The organism is Micromonospora sp. DT178, assembly GCF_049841695.1.
Classification (GTDB): domain Bacteria; phylum Actinomycetota; class Actinomycetes; order Mycobacteriales; family Micromonosporaceae; genus Micromonospora.
This window is the reverse complement of sequence record NZ_JBNCKV010000015.1, coordinates 1-16895: the sequence shown is the minus strand read 5'-3', so window position 1 is coordinate 16895 and position 16895 is coordinate 1. Positions and strand designations below refer to the sequence as shown.

13 protein-coding genes are annotated in these 16895 nt (G+C 73.0%); 6 read left to right on the top strand and 7 right to left on the bottom strand.

Features of this window, described 5'->3' with window-relative positions; all coding sequences use genetic code 11:
- Positions 1-90: 90 nt before the first annotated feature.
- The 7 genes from ACLQ22_RS23960 to ACLQ22_RS23930 form a co-directional block, all read right to left on the bottom strand.
- The gene (locus ACLQ22_RS23960) at positions 91-1713 is read right to left on the bottom strand and encodes a pectate lyase family protein (protein ID WP_425694292.1); all 1623 of its coding nucleotides are present in this window, start codon (positions 1711-1713) and stop codon (positions 91-93) included.
- 112 nt (positions 1714-1825) lie between these two features.
- Entirely contained in the window at positions 1826-3217 is a 1392-nt protein-coding gene (locus tag ACLQ22_RS23955) for a pectate lyase family protein (protein WP_425694291.1), read from the bottom strand.
- 184 nt (positions 3218-3401) lie between these two features.
- Entirely contained in the window at positions 3402-4586 is a 1185-nt protein-coding gene (locus ACLQ22_RS23950; RefSeq protein ID WP_425694290.1) for a Gfo/Idh/MocA family protein, read from the bottom strand.
- Positions 4587-4624: 38 nt separating this feature from the next.
- Entirely contained in the window at positions 4625-6115 is a 1491-nt protein-coding gene (locus tag ACLQ22_RS23945) for a mannitol dehydrogenase family protein (RefSeq protein ID WP_425694289.1), read from the bottom strand.
- A complete protein-coding gene (locus ACLQ22_RS23940; RefSeq protein ID WP_425694288.1) occupies positions 6106-7410 on the bottom strand; it encodes an enolase C-terminal domain-like protein in 1305 nt (434 codons plus the stop codon). The genes ACLQ22_RS23945 and ACLQ22_RS23940 overlap by 10 nt, the downstream gene beginning before the upstream one ends.
- Complete coding sequence (gene uxaC, locus ACLQ22_RS23935; protein WP_425694287.1) at positions 7407-8831, bottom strand: glucuronate isomerase; 1425 nt, start codon at positions 8829-8831, stop codon at positions 7407-7409. The genes ACLQ22_RS23940 and uxaC overlap by 4 nt, the downstream gene beginning before the upstream one ends.
- A gap of 30 nt (positions 8832-8861) precedes the next feature.
- Positions 8862-10190, bottom strand: coding sequence for a Gfo/Idh/MocA family protein (locus ACLQ22_RS23930; protein WP_121401424.1), 1329 nt, complete (start codon positions 10188-10190; stop codon positions 8862-8864).
- A gap of 239 nt (positions 10191-10429) precedes the next feature.
- Here ACLQ22_RS23930 and ACLQ22_RS23925 point away from each other — a divergent pair, with 239 nt between their 5' ends.
- From ACLQ22_RS23925 to ACLQ22_RS23900, 6 genes are all read left to right on the top strand, one after another.
- Positions 10430-11557 carry a LacI family DNA-binding transcriptional regulator gene (locus tag ACLQ22_RS23925; RefSeq protein ID WP_121401425.1) on the top strand — a complete coding sequence of 376 codons (1128 nt, stop codon included), beginning with the start codon at positions 10430-10432 and terminating at the stop codon, positions 11555-11557.
- Positions 11558-11576: 19 nt separating this feature from the next.
- A complete protein-coding gene (locus ACLQ22_RS23920; protein WP_425694286.1) occupies positions 11577-12926 on the top strand; it encodes an ABC transporter substrate-binding protein in 1350 nt (449 codons plus the stop codon).
- A 28-nt stretch (positions 12927-12954) separates the two neighbouring features.
- Entirely contained in the window at positions 12955-13938 is a 984-nt protein-coding gene (locus ACLQ22_RS23915) for a carbohydrate ABC transporter permease (RefSeq protein ID WP_366643784.1), read from the top strand.
- Positions 13939-14075: 137 nt separating this feature from the next.
- Positions 14076-14837, top strand: coding sequence for a carbohydrate ABC transporter permease (locus tag ACLQ22_RS23910; protein WP_121401494.1), 762 nt, complete (start codon positions 14076-14078; stop codon positions 14835-14837).
- Complete coding sequence (locus ACLQ22_RS23905; protein ID WP_425694285.1) at positions 14834-15472, top strand: hypothetical protein; 639 nt, start codon at positions 14834-14836, stop codon at positions 15470-15472. Before ACLQ22_RS23910 ends, ACLQ22_RS23905 begins: the two co-directional genes overlap by 4 nt.
- Positions 15469-16344, top strand: coding sequence for a PmoA family protein (locus ACLQ22_RS23900; protein ID WP_425694284.1), 876 nt, complete (start codon positions 15469-15471; stop codon positions 16342-16344). Before ACLQ22_RS23905 ends, ACLQ22_RS23900 begins: the two co-directional genes overlap by 4 nt.
- Positions 16345-16895: the final 551 nt, after the last annotated feature.

Below are 16895 nucleotides of genomic sequence, written 5' to 3'. Positions count from 1 at the left end.
ACGAACATCGATCTCTTAGGGTGTGGTGCGCCGCGGGCCGCCGGGCCGGTACCCGGCGCCGACCGGGTCCGACGGCCCGCGCGGGCGTGGTCAGTAGGGGAGTTTGCCGGTGCCGGCACCGGCCGTGACGACGGACTTCACGGTGGCCGGCTCGGTCAGGGTGTACGGGTAGAACGTGCGCGGCTCCTGGACGGTGCCCCCCGCGTCGCCGGGCTCACTGGTGCCGGCGAGCACGTTGTCCCGGGCGATCATCCGGCCCCGGTCCCCGGCGTAGCTGATCGACCAGGGCACCTCGACGTCCTCGAAGTAGTTGCCCTCGACCACGCAGCCGGAGTCGAGCTGGCAGGCCACCCCCACGTCGGTGTTGTAGACGAAGTAGTTGTTGAACACGTGCACGGGGTCGCCGTAGCGGACCCGGGGGTTGCGCTGCGGCGTGCGGTCGAACCAGTTGTGGTGGTAGGTGACCTTCAGGTTGCCGACGTCCTGCGCGGCGTTGCCGTCGTCGTGGCCGAGCAGCATGTTCTTCGTGTGGTGGTGGGTGTGGTTCCAGGACACGGTGACGTAGCTGGACCCGCGCTTGACGTCGATCAGCCCGTCGTAGCCGTACGCCAGGTCGTTGTGGTCGATCCAGACGTGGTGCGAGAACATCTGCACGTTGATCGCGTCGTCGACGGTGTTGCGGAAGTTCAGGTTCCGGATGATCACGTTGTGCACGGCGTTCGCCGGCGGGCTGGTCACGTTGCTGACCGGCAGGCCGATGTTCAGCCCGCCGCCGGTGATGCCGGAGTTCGCGCCGACGCCGACGATCGTCTTGTCCGAGGTGACGTCGTGCATCGGGCCGGGCAGCGCGATCATCCCGTCCACGCGCACGTTCAACGGGCCGGCCGTGCCGATCGCGGCGAGGAGTTCCGCGGCCGTGTCCACGGTGACGGTCGGGCCGCCCGCCCCGCCGGTGGTGCCGTTCTGGCCTAGCGCGTTGACCGAGGCGAAGCCGACCGGCGGGGCGCCCGGGTCGATCGGCGGCCCGGTCGGCGGCAGGGAGGGCCCGGCGGTCGGCGTGCCGGTGGGTGGCGCGCCGGTGGCCGTGTCCACCTCGACGTCGTCGAAGGTGGCGCTGGCGTACGAGGTGGCCAGGCCGACCCGCCCGGCGGCGAACGCCCCGTCGGTGGCCTGCACCCGCAGCGTGCCGTCGACGTAGCCGCGCAACGAGCTGCCGACCGCCTCCAGCCGCAGCGTCGCCCAGCTGCCGACGGTGATCCCGGCGGGGGCGGAGGCCAGCGACACCGGGTCGCCGCCGGAGCGGCGGATCAGCTGCACCCCGCCGCTCGCGGTCGCCACCAGCGCGTAGTAGCTGCTGCTGCTCTGCGCCCGGGCGATCACCCCGACGTGGCGGTTCGCCCCGCCGAAGCCCGTCGGGCGGACCCGGGCCTGCACCCCGTAGTCGGTCCAGGTGCCGGCGCCGGCCAGGGCGCGGGCGTCGCTGCTGGTGCCGGACTGCCGGTAGGCGTACGAGCCGTCGGTCACCACCGACCAGCTCCCGCCGGAGCGGGACCACCCGTCGGCCGCGCCGTCGGAGAACGTGTCGCTGAGCAGGGTGTCGGCGTGCGCCGACGAGGTGGTCGCGAGCACCGTGCCGACGGCCAGGGCGCCGGCGGTGAGCGCCGCGCCGAGCAGTCTCGGTGTGCGCGTCCGGGGACGGGGTGTCCGGTTCATGGTGGACCTCCTGGTGGTGGGGTGGGCACCGGTGGGCCGCCGCGCTGAGCGCCGGACGCGGCGGCCCACCGGCCGTCCGGCCACCGCGCGGGACGGCGCGGCGGCCGGCGTCCTACAGGGGCAGCCGGTCCGCGCCGGCCAGCGCCCCCACGACCACCGGCACCGCGGGTGCCGGCAGCACGGGGCCGCGTCGAAGGGTCGGCGTCCAGCCGGCGTCCGGGGCCAGGTCCGGCTCGTGCGCCGCGTTGTACGCGCCCACCAGGTCGACCGGGCGGGCCCGGTCCCCGGCGGCGCGGACCCAGTTGCCCCGGGTGGTGACGGCGGTGCCGCCCCAGTCATAGAGCAGGTCGTCGGCCACGACGCCGGCGGCGAGGCTGAAGAAGTTGTTCTCGGCGACCACGGCGGACTGCACCCCGACGCCGATCGCGTACTCGAACCCGTCGCCGGCCAGCCGGTAGTGGTTGTTCCACACGTCGACCTGGCCGAAGCGCACCCGGGGCAGCCGCTGGAGCACCCCGTCGAAGAGGTTGTGGTGCAGGCTCACCTTCAGCCGCCCGACGTCCGGGCCGACGGTGTTGGACGAGCCGATCAGCATGACCTTGTCCCGCCCGACGAACCGGTTGTACGAGACGGTCACCAGGCTCGCGGTGTGCGTGACGTCCACCGACCCGTCGTGCACCTGGTACGGCCGGCCGAGGTGCACCGGCTGGCCGCTGTCCGGGTTGTCGCCGTCGGTGAAGGAGTTGTGGTCGATCCAGACGTGCTCGCTGCGGCGCACCGAGATCTGGTCGTACTGGGAGTTCCAGTTGCCGGCGGCGCCGTCGGTGGGGGACCAGGCGGGGAAGCAGTCCCGGGCGTCGTCGAACGTCAGGTTCCGCACGATCGTGTTGTGCGCGCCGTCGAGCATCAGCGTCAGGCCGGTCAGCCGCGCGTCGCGCAGGCCGACGATGGTGGTGTTCGGGCCGACGTTGATCTGGGTCTGCCGGGTCTGGTTCGTCACCGAGCGCACCCGCGCCGCCTCCAGCGGCCCGCTCGGCGCCACCCGGCCCCAGACCGCCGGGTCGTACGCCGCGAGGTACGCCGGCAGCGAGTACTCCGGGTCGGCCAGGTCGGCGCAGTCGAGCGTGCTGCCGTCGGGACCCTCGAAGCCGTCGACCACGCCGCCGACGTAGATGATCTTCGGGGTGGCGTTGCCCCGGTTGGTGGCGTTGTCGCCGCCGAGGGCCGCGACCAGCTCGGCCCGGCTGGAGACGACGTGCACCTGCTCCGGCGTCGCCGCCGCGCCGCCGGTGGTGCCGGTCCCCTCAGCCGCCCAGCCGTCCCCGGCCGGCAGCGCCTGCCGGCCGAGGTGCCGGGCGGCCCAGGAGAGCCCGCCGGCCGTGGCGGCCGCGCCGCCCGGAGCCGGAGCGGCCGCGCCGTCCGGGGCCGGGGCCGCCGCCGCGCTCCCGGATGTCGCCGCGAGCGCGACGGCGATCGTCGCCGCGCCCAGTGTCTGCTTCCACATCTATCGGACCACCTGTTCGTCGCCTGTTTGATATGTGGCAACGGTAGGTTTCGCGATTTATGCGAGTCAATGACAAACGTGTGCAGAAGTGTTGCAATTGATCAAATCGTCCGGTATCGTCCCGACCGCCCTCGGTCGGGATGACGCCGCTATATCCGATATGGACCCGCGTCAGGCGGGCGGTTCAGTTGCAGTGCGTTGCGGCCCCCTCCTGCCCGGTCAGGTCCGTGCGGTGCGGCGCCACCGCCCACGGCACCGCCAGCTCCGACAGCAGCGCCCCCTCGTCGGCCGCCCGGCGCAGCAGCCGGTTGATCCCGCGCACGGTCAGCACCCGCTGCGGGCCGTCGCCCGTGGCGGTGACGAGGTCGCCGCCCAGCGGCGCCGGCTCGGGCGCGGTCGTGACCGCCTCCAGAACCGCGGTGAACCCGGCGGTGCGCGCCAGGGGCGCGATCAGCGGCACCGCCGGGTCGGCCCGGTGGTCGAGGAGGTTCTCCAGCAGCCCGCGCCGGCCCGGCACCTCGCGCGCGGCGGCGTCGCCGGGCAGCAGCAACCGGTCGGTCGGGTACTCCAGCACGGCCCGGCCGGCGGTGCCGGTCACGATCACCTCCCCGGCGACGAAGTCCTCCCCGGCCAGGGTCACCGCCGCGACGATCGGCGGTCCCGAGCGGGACGACACCCGCAGGGTCGCCGTGTCGTCCACCTCGATCGGCCGGACCCGGTAGCGCTCCACCTCGATCCGCGCGGGCACCACCGGCCCCTCCCCGGCGGCCTCGGCGACCGCCAGGCACTGCATGACCGCATGCGCCAGCGGGTTGGCCAGGGCGCCGTCCAGCACCGGCCGGCCGTGCAACGTGCGCCGCCCGGCCCACGGCGCCCGCGCGTAGTAGGCGTCGGAGCGCTGCCAGGCCGCCACGGTCGCGATGCCGGTGACGGTACCGAGCCGCCCGGCCCGCACCGCGTCGGTCAGCTCCGTCAGCGCCGCCGAGCCGAGCGCCTGGAAGCCCACCTGGCACGCCCGGCCCGTCGCGGCGAGGGCGTCGGCCAGCTCCCGGTGCTCGGCGGTGGACAGCACCGGGGGCTTCTCCAGCAGCAGGTCGGCGCCCGCGGCGAGCACGTCCAGGGCGATCGGCAGGTGGGTGTGCGGCGGGGTGCAGACCACCACCACGTCCGGCCGCGCCGCCCGCAGCATCTCCCGGTGGTCGGTGTGCACCTCGGTGCCGTCCGGCACCGGCGCCGCCGGGTCGTCCTCGACCGGGCGTACGTCGACCAGGGCGACCAGCCGCAGTCGCCCGGCGGCGTGCAGCGGGGCGATGACCCGCCGGTGCCAGCGCCCGTGCCCGTTGGCCCCGGCGACCGCGACCCTCGGCACGGCGTCGGCCCCTCCCGGCGTCGCCCCCGCGGCGGCCGTCACCGGGCGCCCGCCAGCGTCGCGGCCACCCCGTGCCGTTGCAGGGCGGTCAGCCACCCGGTCACCTCGGCGCGTACGTCGTCGTCCTCGGCGACCTCGGCGGGGAAGACCTCGCGCAGCGCGAACACCGCGTCGACCGCCCCCGCCGGGGTCCCGGGGCCGGCGGCGAGCGCCGCGCGGATCTTCTCGGCGAGCGGATCGGCCAGCGGCAGGAGGCTGCCGTCGTCGGCGTGGCCCTGCGCGAAGCGCAGCCAGGCGGCCACCACCAGCGTGGCCCAGTGCGCCGACCGTCCCCCGGCCCGCAGGTCGGCGATGGTGTGCAGGATCCGCTGCGGCAGCTTCTGCGAGCCGTCCATGGCCACCTGGAGGGTGCGGTGGTGGATCGCCGGGTTGGCGAACCGGGTCAGCACCTCCTCGCCGTACGCGACGACCGAGACGCCCTCGGGCGGGTCGAAGCTGGCCGCCACGTCCTCGGCGACCAGGTGACGCAGCACCGTGGTCAGGTGCGGCAGGGTCAGCGCGTCGGCGATGGTCTCCCGGCCGGCCAGCGCGCCCAGGTAGGCGGCGGCCGAGTGCACGCCGTTGAGGGCACGCAGCTTCAGCCGCTCCCAGGGCCCGGCGTCGGCGGTGAGCACCGCGCCGGCCCGCTCCCAGGCCGGTCGGCCGCCCGGGAAGTCGTCCTCGATCACCCACTGCCGGTACGGCTCGGCGACCACCGCCGCCAGGTCGGTCACCCCCAGGGCCCGCTCGGCGTCGGCGAGGGTCTGCGCCGTGCTGGCCGGCACGATCCGGTCGACCATGGTGCCGGGGAAACTGACGCACTCCCGCACCCAGCCGGCCAGCGGCTCCGGCACCCCCGCGTACGCCACCGACTGCTCGACCAGGCCGCGCAGCCGGCGGCCGTTCGCGGGCAGGTTGTCGCAGCTGACCAGGGCCAGCGGGGGGCCCTGCGCGGCGGCCCGGGCGAGCAGCCCGCGCAGCAGCAGGCCCGGGACGGTGACCGGCGCCCGGTCGGTGCGCAGGTCGGCGGCGACCTCCGGGTCCGGCCGCAGCCGGCCGGTCACCGGGTCGAGCTGGTACGCCTTCTCCGTCACGGTGAGAGTGACCACCCGGATCGCCGGGTCGGCCAGCAGCGCCACCACGGCGGCGGGGTCACCCGCGGCGTGCCGCGTCCCGGCCAGCGCGCCGACGACCCGGGTGTGGCACCCCTCGGCGCTGGTGCTGGTGACGCTGAACAGGTTGTCCTGCGCGGCCAGCGTCGTCACCACGTCGGGGTTGCGTGGCGCCACGCCGACGATGCCCCAGTCGCCTCCGGCCCGCGCCATGGCCTCCTCGGTGTACACCGCCTGGTGGGCGCGGTGGAACGCGCCCAACCCGAGGTGGACGATCCCCGCCGGCACGCTGCCCGGGCGCAGCAGCGGGCGGCTGTCCGTCGGCAGCCGACGCAGCGTCCCGAGACCGAGCCGGGCGGCGCCGACGCTCACCGCCACACCGGCCCGTCCGGGAAGCGGAACTCGGCGATCGACTCCGGCTTCATGGTGGAGCTGTAGCCGGGCGCCTGCGGCAGCAGGTAGCGACCCTCGCGGGTGCGCACCGGGTCGACGAAGTGCTCGTGCAGGTGGTCGACGTACTCCACCATCCGGCCGTCGAGGCTGGTGCCGACCCGCAGGTAGTCGAAGACGGCCAGGTGCTGGACGTACTCGCACAGGCCCACGCCGCCGGAGTGCGGGCAGATCGGCACCCCGAACTTCGCCGCCATCAGGATCTCGGCGAGGACCTCGTTGACGCCGCCGACCCGGCAGGCGTCGATCTGCATCACGCCGATCGCCTCGGCCTGGAGCAGCTGCTTGAAGATGACCCGGTTGGCGGCCACCTCACCGGTGGCGACCCGGCACCGGCCGTCGGTCAGCCCGGTCACCGCCCGCGCGATCCGGGCGTGCCCGAGGATGTCGTCGGCGTGCGTCGGCTCCTCGATCCAGTACGGGTCCACCTCCGCCAGCGCGGCCATGTTGGTGATCGCCTCGTCGACGTCCCAGACCTGGTTGGCGTCCATCATCAGCAGCGCGTCCGGCCCGATCTCCTCCCGGATGATCCGCGCCCGCCGCAGGTCGTCGGCGGGCGGCCCGCCGACCTTCATCTTCATCGCCCGCCACCCGTCGGCGTACGCCTGCCGGGTCAGCGCCCGGACCTTGTCGTCGGGGTAGCCCAGCCACCCCACCGAGGTGGTGTACGAGGGGAACCCGTCGCGCTCCAGCCCGGCGCGGCGCTCGTCCAGCCCGATGAGCCCCTTGTCGAGGATGGCCGCCGCCTCGTCCGGGGTGATGGCGTCGGTGATGTGGTGGAAGTCGATGCTGGCCACCAGCTCCTCGGTGGGCAGCTCGGCGAGCAGTTGCCACATCGGCTTGCCGGCCAGCTTGGCCCGCAGATCCCAGACCGCGTTGACCAGCGCGCCGGTGGCCATGTGGATGACCCCCTTCTCCGGGCCCAGCCAGCGCAGCTGCACGTCGGCGCTGAGCGAGCGCCAGAACGCCACCGGGTCGGCGAAGATCTCCTCGACGGTGCGGCCCCGCACGTGGTGGGCGAGGGCCTGGATCGCCGCGCAGGTCAGCTCGTTGCCGCGACCGTTGGTGAAGGTGAACCCGGCCCCGGTGACGCCGGCGTCGGTGCGCAGCTCGACGTAGCTGGCCGAGTAGTCGCCCCGGTTGATCGCGTCCGATCCGTCGCCGGCGGCGGCGGTCGGGAACCGCACGTCGTGCACGTCGACGGCGGTGACGGTGACACTCACAGGACATTCTCTCCGATCTTGAAGACCTTCTTCGGGAGCCGGTACGCCAGGTCGACGATGGTCTCGGCGGCCTCGTCCTCGCCGAGGCGGTGCTCGGTGACCAGCCGGGCCAGGTAGGCGGCGTCGACCCGACGGGCCACGTCGTGGCGTACCGGGATGGAGCAGAACGCGCGGGTGTCGTCGACGAACCCGGCGGTGTTGTAGAAGCCCGCGGACTCGGTGACCGACTCGCGGAAGCGGCGCAGCACCTCCGGCGAGTCCAGGAACCACCACGGCGCGCCGAGGTACAGGGCGGCGTACCCGCCCGCCAGCGGCGCGAGTTCCCGGCTGAAGGTGTACTCGTCGAGGGTGTAGAGCACCACCCGCAGCCGCGGGTCGTTGCCGTACGCGTCCAGCAGCGGGGTCAGCGCGTGCAGGTACTCGGTGGCCTGCGGCAGGTCGCCGCCGACGTCACGGCCGTGCCGCGCGTACAGCCAGCGGTTGTGGTTGCGCACCGCGCCGGGGTGCAGCTGCATGACGAGGCCGTCGTCCAGCGACATCCGGGCGAACTCCAGCAGCATGTGCGCCCGGAACGTCTCCGCGTCGGCCGCGTCGGCGACCCCGCGCAGGCCCTTGTCGTAGAGTCGCGCCGCCTCGTCCGCGCCCAGTGCCAGCGTGCGCGCCGTCGGGTGGCCGTGGTCGGTGCAGGTGGCGCCGGCCGCGATGAAGGCCGCCCGCCGCTGGCGCAGCGCCGCCAGGTAGCCGGCGTACGTGCCGGTGTCCTCGCCGGTGATCTCGCCGAGCCGCGCGACGTTGTCCGCCCAGCCGTCGAACTCCATGTCGGCCACGTTGTCCGGCCGGAACGTGGTGATCACCCGGCCGCCCGGCCCGCCCCAGCCGTCGGCGGCGAGCTTGGCGTGCTGCCCGAGGTCGTCCAGCGGCGACTCGGTGGTGGCGAGCACCTCGATGCCGAACCGCTCGAACAGCGCCCGGGGCCGGAACTCCGGCTCGGCGAGCCGGGCCGCGAGCTCGTCGTAGACGGCGTCGGCGGTGGCCGGGGAGAGCGGGGTGTGCACCCCGAACACGTCGCGGAAGGTCTGCTCCAGCCAGAGGCGGGAGGGGGTGCCCCGGAACAGGTGCCAGTGCGCGGCGAAGCGTCGCCAGATGGTGCGCCCGTCGGGCTCCGTGGGGCTGCCGTCGACGGTGGGCACGCCCAGGTCGGCCGGGGGGACGCCCTGGCTGAGCAGCATCCGGGTGAGGTAGTGGTCGGGCACGATGAGCAGCCGCGCCGGGTCCGGGAAGGGGCGGTCCTCGGCCAGGATCGCCGGGTCGACGTGCCCGTGCGGGGAGATGATCGGCTGGGGCGCGGCCAGCGCGTACAGCCGACGGGCCACCGCGCGCTGCGCGGGGTCGGCGGGGAAGAGCAGGTCGGTCGTGGGCACGGGTGGGGCTCCTCGGAGGGTGTTCGTGGCTCAGGAGAGGTCGAGCAGGTCGGCGACCCGGACCGGGGCGCCGGTGGTGAAGGACCGGTTCGCGGCCAGCCCGGTGAGCAGGGCGAGGGCGCCGTCGCGGGCGGTCGCCGCCCGCCCCATCGGGTCCGGTTCGCCGCCGATGAGGACCCGGGCCATCCGGGCGTCGGCGCCGCCGTGCCCGGAGCGGGTGTGCCCGGTCACGGGTACGACCTGCGGCGGCGCCCAGAACGGCCGCAGGGTCAGCGTGGCGGAGCCGGCCTCGGCGGCGGCCTCGTCGCCGTGCAGCGCCGCGCCCTTCAGCGCGCCGGCGGACGCCGGGCTGACGTGGTCGCTCTCCACGACCTCCAGCTCCAGCCGGCCCCGGCTGCCGTTGACCATCACCCGGTAGCCCTCGTAGGGGGCGTACGCGGTGAGGTGGTAGGTCATCGTCGCGCCGGTGGAGTAGCGGGCCAGCACCGCCATGTCGTCCTCGATGTCCACGCCCGGGGCGAAGACGTTGCGGTCGCGCTGGTAGCCGTCCTCGGCCTCGGCGTCGAGGTAGAGCTCGCGCAGTTTCGGGTGCGCGTCGAGCCGCAGCGCGAACGGGTCGTCGGCGGCGGCGGGGGAGCCGTGCGCCCGGTCGTAGTCGCGGGCGTAGCCGTGCCGGCGGCCGGCCTCGCCGTAGAAGAAGAGCCGGCCGGTGGCGTACACCTCGACGGGGGTGGCGTCCAGCCACCAGTTGACCAGGTCGAAGTGGTGTCCGGCCTTGTGCACCATCAGCCCGCCGGAGTGCGCCTTGTCGCGGTGCCAGCGGCGGAAGTAGTCGGCGCCGTGCCGCACGTCGAGCAGCCACTCGAAGTGCACCGAGCCGACCTCGCCGACGGCGCCGCCGGCGAGCAGCTCGCGCAGCTTCTCGTGCAGCGGGTTGTAGCGGTAGTTGAACGCCACCCGCACCTGCCGGCCGGTGTCGGCGACCGCGTCGAGGATCTGCCGGCAGCCGGCGGCGTCGACGGTCATCGGCTTCTCGGTGATGACGTCGCAGCCGGCGCGCAGCGCCGTGTCGATGTGCGCGGCGTGGGTGTCGTCCACGCTGGTGACCACCAGCACGTCGACGCGCTCCTTGGCGAGCATGGCGGCCAGCTCGTCGGCCCGGTACGTCGGCACCGGCGGGTGCCCCAGCTCGCCGAGCCACCGGTTGTGGGCGTCCATGCGGGCCTGGTTGACGTCGGCGAACGCGACGAGCTCGGCGGTGTCGGCGTGGTCGCGCACCAGCGCCCGGACGAACATCTCGGCCCGGGACCCGGTGCCCACGAGGGCGTGTCGGACCCGCTGACCGGTGCTGGACGACATGTCGACCGCCTCCCGTGTTGCTGCAAAGGTTTGCAGCGAAATAACCACGAGGCGCGCGGCGGCGTCAACGATCGATGCCAAACCGGCGGCATAGATCCGATTTGATACGCATTTGAGCACATGGTGGGAGCGTGGCCGAAACGCATCTGTAACCATCGCCCGTTGACACCGGCACAACCGTTTGCATTAATTGGCGACACCTGACGTGACCCCAGCCACACTGGACGAAGGGCCCCGCCGTGCCAGCCACCATCCGAGACGTCGCCCGGGCCTCCGGCGTGCACATCTCCACGGTCTCCCGCACGTTCTCGGCCCCGCACCTGGTCAACCCGGAGACCCGGGGCCGGGTGCTGGCCTGCGCCGAGGAGCTCGGCTACCGGCCCAACCGCGCCGCCCGCGCCCTGATCACGGGCCGCACCCACAACATCGGCCTGATCATCGCGGACATCGCCAACCCGTTCTTTCCGCCGCTGATCAAGGCGGCGGAGAGCCAGGCCCGCCAGCGCGACTACCACGTGTTCGTGGCCGACACCAACGAGGACCCGATCGCCGAGGAGGAGCTGGTCCACGCGCTGGCCAAGCAGGTGGACGGGGTGCTGCTGTGCAGCCCGCGGATGAGCAACAGCATGATCGAACAGCTCAGCCGCGAGGTGCCGCTGGTGGTGATAAACCGGCAGGTCGCCGGCCTGCCGTGCGTGACCATGGACGTCGGGCAGGGCGCCCGGTCGGCCATCGAGCACCTGCTCGGCCTCGGCCACCGACGGATCGCGCTGCTCAGCGGGCCGCGTGGCTCGTGGACCAGCCGGGAGATCCGCCGGGCGGCCGGCGTCGCGGCGCGGGCCGGCGGCGCCGAGTTCACCGTGCTCGGGCCCAACCAGCCCACCGAGACCGGCGGCGCGGCCCTCGCCGAGATGGTCCGCCGCAGCGAGGCCACGGCGGTCCTCGCCTACAACGACCTGATGGCGATCGGCCTGATCGAAGGGCTCGACGCCGTCGGGATGCGCGTCCCGCAGGACGTGAGCGTCGTCGGCATCGACGACATTGCCCTGAGCCGGCTCACCCGGCCCAAGTTGACGACGGTGGCCACGCCCAACGCGGCCGCCGGCCGGACGGCCGTCGACATGCTCCTGCAACACGACACCGTCGCCGCCCGTGGCTCACGCGGCGGTCGGGGTGTCACGAGCGACGACCGTCGTACCACCGCACAGGTAATGCTCCAGACCGAACTGGTCATCCGCGACTCGACCGCCGCCGCGCCGGCGGACGGTCGGAACCGTCCCGACGCCGAGTTGGTCGTCCCGGGCCCGCATCGCCTTGCGGGCCCGGGTCGCCCGACCGCGGCCACCGGTGGCGTCGTCGCCTCCTAACGCCAAGGAGTGAGCGCACATGCACCCCGCAACGCCCCCCACCACTGGCACGCAGGCCGTGCCCGTTCACCGTACCCCCGTCCGCCGACGGCGGTTGATCCGCGGCATGCTCGCCGCGGTCGTCGCCCTGCCCCTGGTCCTCGGTGCCGCCGGTTGCGGCGGCGACGAGGAGGCCAGCAACGACCCGAACGCCCCGGTCAAGCTCTCGGTCTTCTGGTGGGGCGGTGAGGCCCGGGCGAAGCTGACCGAGGAGGCCCTCGCCCTCTACACCAAGAAGCACCCGAACGTCACCTTCGAGAAGACCTGGCAGGCCAACCAGGGCTACTTCGACAAGCTGGCCACCCTCACCGCCGGCGGCAACCCGCCGGACCTCTTCCAGATCGACGACAACTACCTGGCCGAGTACGCCTCGCGCAGCACCACCCTCGACCTGACGTCCTACAAGGACTCCGGCGACCTCGACGTGTCGAAGTTCCCCAAGAGCCTCTGGCAGTACGGCGTGGTCGACGGCAAGCTCGCCGGTGTGGCCGCGGGGGAGAACACCCAGGGCCTGGTCTACAACAAGACGCTGCTGACCAAGAACGGCCTGCCCGAGCCGACCACCGGGATGACCTGGGAGGAGCACATCGCCTGGGCCGAGCTGGTGGCGAAGAAGACCAAGGTGCCCGGCACCCAGGACCCGAGCGCCGACTACAAGGCGTTCTGGGTGTGGCTGCGCCAGCAGGGCAAGGACCTCTACAAGGGCAAGGAACTCGGCTTCACCGCCGAGGACGTGACGAAGTGGTTCGACCTGTGGAAGGGGGCCCGGGACCGGGGCGCCACCCCGACCCCCGACGTCATCCACGAGGGCAACGCCACCGACATCACCAAGCAGCTCGTGGTCACCGGCAAGGCCGGCACCAGCTGGGTCTGGGTCAACCAGATGCCGGAGCTGAAGAAGAACACCAAGGACGAGCTGGGCGTCATCGCCTACCCCGGCGACCCGAGCGCCCAGTGGGCCCGCGCCTCCATGTACTGGTCCGTGTTCAAGGGCAGCAAGCACAAGGACGTCGCGGTCGACGTGATCAACTTCCTGGCCAACGACCCCGAGGCGGTCAAGATCCTCGGCACCGACCGGGGCCTGCCGTCGAACCTGGACCTGCGCCGCGTGGTCAGCGACGACGTCACCGACCCGGCGATGAAGCAGTCGATCCAGGTCGAGTCCGACCTGGCCCAGAAGTTCGGCGAGGCGCCGCAGGTCCCGCTCAAGGGGCACAGCAAGGTCCGCTCCGAGCTGATCAAGGCCGCCGAGAACGCCCAGTACGGCCGGATCAGCTCCGCCCAGGCGGCGGAGCAGTTCATCGCCGCCTGCAAGTCCGCCATCGCCTGACCCTGACGCTACCGAGAGGAATCGGCTCGTGGCTCTGACCACGGCGCCCGACCCGACCCGACGACGTACCGGATCCGTCCCGACCCCCGCCGGCAGGCGCGGGGCCGGGCGGGCCCGGCACGGGGACGGTCTGGCCGGCTACGTCTTCCTGTCGCCCTGGCTGCTCGGCCTGCTGGCCGTCACGGCGATACCCATGCTCCTGTCGCTCTACCTGAGCTTCACCAACTACGACATCCTCACCCCCTTCTCCGAGGTGGAGTGGGTCGGGCTCGCCAACTACGAGCGGATGTTCACCGCCGACCCGTCGTACTGGCACTCGGTGCGGGTGACGCTCACCTTCGCCCTGATCGCCGTGCCGCTGAAGCTGGCGGCCGCACTCGGGGTGGCCCTGCTGCTCAACCGCGCCTGGCGCGGCGTCGGGCTGTTCCGCGGCCTGTTCTACCTGCCGTCGCTGCTCGGCGGCAGCGTCGCGCTGGCCATCGTCTGGGTGAACATGTTCAACCGCGAGGGCGCGTTCAACTCGCTGCTGGGCGTCTTCGGCATCGAGGGCAAGCCGTGGGTCAACGACCCGGACTGGGCGCTGGAGACCCTGATGGTGCTCGCCATCTGGCAGTTCGGCGCGCCCATGGTGATCTTCCTGGCCGGCCTCAAGCAGGTGCCCACCGAGCTCTACGAGGCGGCCTCCGTCGACGGCGCCGGCAAGTGGCGGCAGTTCGTCGCCGTCACCCTGCCGATGCTCTCGCCGGTGATCTTCTTCAACCTGGTGCTGGAGACCATCAACGGCTTCCAGGGCTTCACCGCCGCGTTCGTGCTCAGCAACGGCACCGGCGGCCCGGTCGACTCCACCCTGATGTACACGCTGAACCTCTACATCACCGGCTTCACCAACCTGGAGATGGGCTACGCCTCCGCGATGGCCTGGGTCTTCCTGCTCGCCATCGCGATCATCACCGCGATCTTCTTCAGCACCGGGCGGTTCTGGGTGCACTACTCGGACGGGGAGGACCGGTGACGGCGACGGCAACCCCGACGGCAGCCCCGGCGACGACCGGCCCGCGCGGTCCGCGCCGGGCCAGCGGCGGCGGGCAGGCCGTGCGCCTGCTCATCCTGATCGCGATCGTCGCGGTCGTGCTCTACCCGCTCTTCTGGATGATCGGTACGTCCCTGAAGAGCCAGGAGGAGATCGTCAACAACATCGGCCTGCTGCCGAACGAGTTCACCCCCGGCAACTACGCCGACGGCTGGACGAACTTCGACTTCAGCTTCGGCCGGTTCTTCCTCAACAGCGCGATGGTCAGCCTGCTGACCGTGATCGGCAACGGCGTCTCCTGCCTGCTCGCCGCGTACGCCTTCGCGCGGCTGCGGTTCCGGCTGCGCGGCGTCTGGTTCGCCGTGATGATCGGGACGCTCCTGCTGCCCGGGCACGTGCTGATCGTGCCGCAGTACATCCTGTTCCGCAGCCTGGGCCTGGTGGGCGGCGACTGGCCGTACCTGCCGCTGCTGATCCCGCAGTTCCTGGCCACCGAGGCGTTCTTCGTGTTCCTGATGGTGCAGTTCATGCGGGGCATCCCGCGCGAACTCGACGAGGCCGCCAAGATCGACGGTGCGAACGCCTTCGGCATCTTCCGGCACGTGATCCTGCCGCTGAGCCGCCCGGCGCTGGTCACCACGGCGATCTTCTCGTTCATCTGGACCTGGAACGACTTCTTCCGCCAGCTCGTCTTCCTCTCCGACCTCGAGGACTACACGGTGCCGGTGGCGCTGACGCTGTTCATCGACTCGACGAGCCAGAGCGCCGTCGGCCCGATGTTCGCCATGTCGGTGCTCTCGCTGCTGCCGGTGTTCCTGTTCTTCGTGGCCTTCCAGCGGATGCTGGTGGAGGGCATCAACACCAGCGGACTCAAGGGATGAGGCCGCACCGCGACGACGGGCCGGACCGGGAGGACGGGCCGGCCCGCCGCGACTGGCGGGACGTGCTCACCGACGCCACGGACCTGGCCGTGCTCGGCATCGTCCTGACCCTGGCGGCGCTGCCGGTGGTCACCGCGGCGGCGGCCGTGGCCGCCGCGAGCGCGGCGGTGCACGACCGGTACACCGTCGGGTCCTGGCCCTCCGCGCGGGAGAACCTGACCCGGTACGGCCGCGCCCTGCTGCCCGGCGTCGGGGTGAGCGTGCTGACGGTCGCCGCCTTCGGGCTGCTCGCCGTGAACGTCGCCGCGCTGGCCGGCGGCCGGGTCCCCGGCGGGGCACCGCTGCTCCTGGTCACCGTCGTGGTGGCCGCCGCCCTGGCCGGGTACGCCGCGCTGGTGGTGGTGGAGGTCGGCCGCCGCGGTGGCCGCGGCTGGCGGGAGGCCGCCGGCGTCGCCGCCGACGCCTGCCGCGCCCGCCCGGGCACCTGGGCGGCCGCCGGCGGGGTCGGCGCCGTCGCCGCGCTGCTCGCCGTCCTGGTCATCCCGGTCGCGCTGCCCATCCTCGCCGGATACGTGGTCGCCGCGCTGCACGCCGTCGCGCGGCGGGCCGTGCCCGCCCCGGTGGGACAGTCGTGACGGGCGAGGACCGCCGGGCCGGCCTGACCGAGAACGACCGGCAGCTCAGCGTCGAGGACGTGCCGGTGGCCCGGTACGTCGTCGATCCGGCGATCGACCCCCGGCACGGTCCCCGCCCGTACCTGCACCCGGTGCGGACCCTGGGCGGGACGGTGGTCACCGACGCGTTCCCGGCCGACCACGTCTGGCACCTCGGCGTGTCCCTGGCCGTGCAGGACGTCGACGGCACCAACCTCTGGGGTGGGCGCACCTACGTGCGCGACACCGGCTACACGTGGCGCGACGACCACGGCCGGATCGCGCACACCCGCTGGGAGACCCGCGACCCGCAACGGCTGGCGCACCGGTTGGAGTGGCGCGACCGGGACGCGGCGGTGCTGCTCACCGAGCGGCGGGAGCTGGCCGCGCAGCGGGTCGGCGAGCGGGCCTGGGCCCTCGACGTCGGGTACACGCTGACCGCCCCCGCCGACCGGGACGTCACCCTGGGCAGCCCGGCGACCAACGGACGCCCGGGCGGCGCCGGCTACGGGGGCTTCTTCTGGCGAGCGGCCAGCGCGACACCCGCGCGGGTGTACACCGCCACCGCCGAGGGGGAGGACGCGGTCAACGGCAGCGCCGCGCCGTGGCTGGCCTTCGCCGGCACCGGACCGGACGGGGCCGCGTACACGCTCGTGCTGGCGGGGCTCGCGGAGGGCGACCGCTGGTTCGTCCGTACCGCGATGTACCCGGGGGTCTGCGTGGCGTTCGCCTTCGACCGGCCCAGGGTGATCACCGCGGGTACGAGTCGCACCGGGCGGCACCGGGTCGTCGTCGCCGACGGTGCGCTCGACCAGGCGACGGCCGCCGCCCTGGCCGCCGACGGGACGGTGTGACGCGGCACTCGCCCCCCGGATTTGACGATCTTGTCGGGCGGGCGTAACTTTCTCTCTGCCAGCGCGGAACGGACGAACAGGGTGAAAATCCTGGCCAGGCCGGAGCGCGGTGGGACCATCGGTCCGGGTGGGGGTTCTCCCACCGGGGCCGATACGGGCGGTGCCCCGGATCCGTCGCGAGGCGGATTTGGCGAGGCGGAACCGGCCGGGTAGGGTTCACGGCCGGCAGGGAACCGGGCGGCTCGCGGGAAACCGTGAAGCGGCCGGTCTGCCGAACTTCCCGAAGACCGTCGGCGAGAGCCGACGCCGTCGGGATGCCCGGAAATGGGATTGAAGTGGTGCGGATCGCTACGAAGCGGTTTGACACGGCGGAAACCACCGGGTAACGTAGTAAAAGTGCCCGGCGCGGGAAGCGGCGGGTGCGGTGAACGAAATGCCCCGGGTCGGGGGCTCCACGGTGTGGGGTTTCCGGGCGGTGTGTGGTTGTTCTTTGAGAACTCAACAGGGTGCTTGATAAGCCAGTGCCAAATTGATTTATACCCCGGACTGGC

What these genes read in the sequence shown, in the direction of transcription:
- ACLQ22_RS23960 (WP_425694292.1), bottom strand. Translation starts at nt 1,713, where the DNA reads ATGAACCGGACACCCCGTCCCCGGACGCGCACACCGAGACTGCTCGGC.
- ACLQ22_RS23955 (WP_425694291.1), bottom strand. Translation starts at nt 3,217, where the DNA reads ATGTGGAAGCAGACACTGGGCGCGGCGACGATCGCCGTCGCGCTCGCG.
- ACLQ22_RS23930 (WP_121401424.1), bottom strand. Translation starts at nt 10,190, where the DNA reads ATGTCGTCCAGCACCGGTCAGCGGGTCCGACACGCCCTCGTGGGCACC.
- ACLQ22_RS23920 (WP_425694286.1), top strand. Translation starts at nt 11,577, where the DNA reads ATGCACCCCGCAACGCCCCCCACCACTGGCACGCAGGCCGTGCCCGTT.
- ACLQ22_RS23910 (WP_121401494.1), top strand. Translation starts at nt 14,076, where the DNA reads ATGATCGGTACGTCCCTGAAGAGCCAGGAGGAGATCGTCAACAACATC.
- ACLQ22_RS23905 (WP_425694285.1), top strand. Translation starts at nt 14,834, where the DNA reads ATGAGGCCGCACCGCGACGACGGGCCGGACCGGGAGGACGGGCCGGCC.